This window comes from Thermorhabdus hydrogeniformans (assembly GCF_049310025.1).
Classification (GTDB): Bacteria; Bacillota; Thermosediminibacteria; order Thermosediminibacterales; family Tepidanaerobacteraceae; genus JBJYKD01.
In genome coordinates this window covers 1-263 of the sequence record NZ_JBJYKD010000185.1, presented here as the reverse complement: position 1 = coordinate 263, position 263 = coordinate 1, and the positions used below count along the sequence as shown (strand labels likewise).

At 68.4% G+C, this 263-nt stretch carries 1 protein-coding gene; it reads left to right on the top strand.

Annotated elements, in window-relative coordinates; genetic code table 11:
* A partial coding sequence (locus ACKX14_RS16050; protein ID WP_422449413.1) for a transposase occupies positions 1 to 263 on the top strand: 263 nt, incomplete at both ends.

Below are 263 nucleotides of genomic sequence, written 5' to 3'. Positions count from 1 at the left end.
GCCGGCGAGCACGGCGACGGCGAGGGCGCCAAGTACTGGCTGCGCGTGTTGGCCGAGGTCAAGAACCGCGGCGTGGCCGATGTGTGCATGCTCGTGTGCGACGGGCTGACCGGCCTGCCCGACGCGGTCAACACCGTGTGGCCGCAGACCGTCGTGCAGACGTGCATCGTCCACCTGCTCCGCAACAGCTTCCGGTACGCGAGCAAGAAGCACTGGAGCCAGCTCGCCAAGGATCTGCGCCCGATCTACACCGCGCCGTCACA